This window comes from Nitratidesulfovibrio oxamicus (assembly GCF_015731765.1).
GTDB lineage: Bacteria > Desulfobacterota > Desulfovibrionia > Desulfovibrionales > Desulfovibrionaceae > Cupidesulfovibrio > Cupidesulfovibrio oxamicus.
On the sequence record NZ_VRYY01000284.1, the window covers coordinates 1 to 3,375 of the forward strand.

Sequence of the window (3,375 nt, forward strand, 5' to 3'; positions counted from 1 at the left end):
CCGCGCGCGGCGGCGCACCCGGCCACCTTGCAGGTGGGCAGGCAGGTGCGGCGTTCCGTCTTGCAGCCGGGGCACGTCCCCTCCGCCAGCGCGTCCAGCACGCGGGCAAAGGCCGGGTATTCGGCCAGGGCCGGGTTCATGGCCGCAAGCCGCTCGGCGAACGGACCGAAGCCGGGGCCGAGAATGTCGCGGATGGCCTTGGCATGGGCGGCCACCTGCCCTTCGCTACAGTTCACGCAGCGCGAACAGTCCAGCCCGCAGGGGGCCACCAGATGCAGGGGGGCGGTGTCGGTCATGGGGAGCCTCGGGGTGTTCCTCGCAAAGGAGCAGGAGATGTGCGCGGGAAATGCGCGAAACGCGCATGCCCGGTATGGCGGATTCATGCCGGGGTGGCAAGGCGCACCACCGCCCGCGCGGGACATGCAAAACGCCGCGCCGGTTGCCCGGCGCGGCGTTGTCATTCTTTCGAGTGCCACTGGCACATCACTCTTGCTAGGGGCGTTTCTAAATTGGGATTTCGTTCGTTGGCAAGGAAAACAAGCCTGCCATGAGGGAGTATACTCTTATCGTATTCGACCGACATGGCAGGCGAAGTTTGACGACGCCAACGGATGAAAGACCTTTTAGAAACGACCCTAGCTGATGGCCTCGCGGAACCGCTGCTGCAACGCTTCCAGCTTGGCCTTGGCATCGGCCAGTTCACCGGCGCGGGCGCGCTCCTTGGCCACCACCTCGGCGGGGGCCTTGTCCACGAAGCTCTCGTTGGCCAGCTTCTTGTTGACCTGCACCAGATCCTTTTCGATCTTGCCCAGTTCCTTGTCCAGGCGGGCAAGTTCCGCCTCGAAGTCCACGGCGCCGGTCAGCGGCACGATGACCTCGTTGCCGGACACCACGTTGCTGGCCGATGCCTTGGGCGCCTCGATGGCCGGGCCGAACTCGGCGTTTTCCAGCCGGGCCAGCACCAGCAGCATCTGGCGGTTTTCTTCCAGCACCTGCCGGTCGTGTTCATTGGCCGTGCGCACCAGCGCGGTCAGGCGCAACGAGGGGGCGATGTTCAGTTCCGCCCGGATGGTGCGCACCGCGCCGATGACGCCCTGCACCAGTTCCATGCGCGCTGCGTCCTCTGCCCGGACGCAGCCGGGACGCGCGGCGGGGAAGGGTTGCACGGCAAGGTCGGTGCCCGCGTTGCCGGGCAGGGCCGCCCAGATTTCGGACGTGATGAACGGCATGATGGGGTGCAGCAGGGTCAGCGTTTCGCGCAGCACGGTAAGCAGCACGTGCTGCGCCGCGGCCTTGCGTTCGCCGCCCGCCTGCATGTCGGGCTTGATGAGTTCCAGATACCAGTCGCAGAACTCGTTCCAGATGAACCGGTACATCCCCTGCGCCGCATCGTTGAAGCGGTAGCCCACGATGGCGGCGTCGGTGGATTCCTTCATCTCTTCCAGCCGATGCAGGATCCAGCGATGGTGCAGCCCCTGCACGGTGTCCAGGTCCACCGGGGCGGGCACTTCGTCGTCGGGCAGGTTCATCAGCGCGAAGCGCGCGGCGTTCCACAGCTTGTTGACGAAGTGGCGATAGCCCTCGATGCGCTCTTCGCTCAGCTTGATGTCGCGCCCCATGGCCGCGAAGGCCGCCAGGGTGAAGCGCAGCGAGTCGGTGCCGTACTTGTCGATCATTTCCAGCGGGTCGATGACGTTGCCCGTGGACTTGGACATCTTGCGCCCTTCGGCATCGCGCACAAGGGCGTGGATGTACACGTGGCGGAACGGCACCTCGTCCATGAAGTGCAGCCCCATCATCATCATGCGGGCCACCCAGAAGAACAGGATGTCGAAGCCGGTGACCAGCACCGAGGTGGGGTAGAAGGTCTTCAGTTCGCGGGTGTCATCCGGCCAGCCCATGGTCGAGAACGGCCACAGCGCGGACGAGAACCACGTGTCCAGCACGTCCTCGTCCTGCGTCAGATTGGCGGAACCGCAGGCGCAGCGTTCCGGCGCGTCCACGGCCACGATGAGCTTGCCGCAGTCGCCGCAGGTCCACGCGGGAATGCGGTGGCCCCACCATATCTGGCGGCTGATGCACCAGTCGCGGATGTTGTCCAGCCAGTTGTAGTAGGTCTTTTCCCAGTTGTCGGGAAATATCTGCGTGGCGGCGGGCACGGCAGCGCGGGCGCGCGGGGCCATCTTGCTGGCCGCCACGAACCACTGGGTGGACACGTGCGGCTCGATGACCGACTTGCAGCGGTAGCAATGGCCCACGCTGTGGTCCAGTTCCTCTTCCTTGACCAGCACGCCCTGGGCGGCAAGGTCGGCCACCACGCGCTTGCGGCATTCTTCCTTGGTCAGGCCCGCGTAGATCCCGGCGTGTTCGTTCATCACGCCGTTCTCGTCGATGACCTGAAGAAATTCCAGCTTGTGGCGGTGCCCCAGTTCCCAGTCGTTGTGGTCGTGCGAGGGGGTGACCTTCAGCGCGCCGGTGCCGAATTCGCGGTCCACGTAGTTGTCGGCGATGACCGGAATCTCGCGGTCCGTCAGGGGCAGCTTCACCATCTTGCCGATGAAGGCGGTGTACCGCTCGTCTTCGGGGTGCACGCACACGGCGGTGTCGCCGAACATGGTTTCCGGACGGGTGGTGGCGATGACCAACTCACCGCTGCCGTCGGCCAGCGGGTAGCGCAGTTGCCACAGGTGGTCCTTGCGCGGCAGGTGATCCACCTCGTCGTCGGCAAGGGCGGTATGGCAGCGGTTGCACCAGTTGATGATGTAGTCGCCCTTGTAGATCAGGCCGTCGTCGTACAGCTTCACGAACACCTGGCGCACGGCGCGCGACAGGCCCTCGTCCATGGTGAAGCGTTCGCGCGTCCAGTCCACCGAGGCGCCCATGGCGCGGATCTGGTTCAGGATGCGGGTACCGTATTCCTCACGCCATTCCCATACCCGCTCGATGAACTTCTCGCGGCCCAGGTCGTGGCGGCCCTTGCCTTCCTTGGCCAGCCCGCGTTCCACCACGTTCTGGGTGGCTATGCCCGCGTGGTCAGTGCCCGGCACCCACAGCACCTTCCTGCCCTTCTGGCGGGCATGGCGGCACAGGATGTCCTGAATGGTCAGGTTGAGGGCGTGGCCCATGTGCAGGGCCCCGGTGACGTTGGGCGGCGGTATGACGATGGAGAAGGGTTCGCCGGGGGCGTCCAGGTCGGGGGTGAAGGTCTTGTTCCCCTCCCAGTGGGCACGCCAGCGGGATTCTACGTCCCGAGGCTCGTAGCCCTTGGGCAGCGCGTTGTCCGACATGTTGTAATCTCCGGAAAAGATGATGTAGGGTGCCGCACCGGCGGGCGATGCGCGCGGCAACGGCGCGCGGCGGCGGCCTGCGACGGCC

2 protein-coding genes are annotated in these 3,375 nt (G+C 65.7%); both read right to left on the bottom strand.

Going from position 1 to position 3,375, the window contains the following annotated elements; all coding sequences use genetic code 11:
- Positions 1–296: DUF3795 domain-containing protein (locus FVW20_RS10330; RefSeq protein ID WP_196609407.1), on the bottom strand; the 296-nt coding region annotated here is incomplete at its 3' end.
- A 339-nt stretch (positions 297–635) separates the two neighbouring features.
- Positions 636–3,287 carry a valine--tRNA ligase gene (locus FVW20_RS10335; RefSeq protein WP_196609413.1) on the bottom strand — a complete coding sequence of 884 codons (2,652 nt, stop codon included), beginning with the start codon at positions 3,285–3,287 and terminating at the stop codon, positions 636–638.
- Between the last annotated feature and the right edge of the window lie 88 nt (positions 3,288–3,375).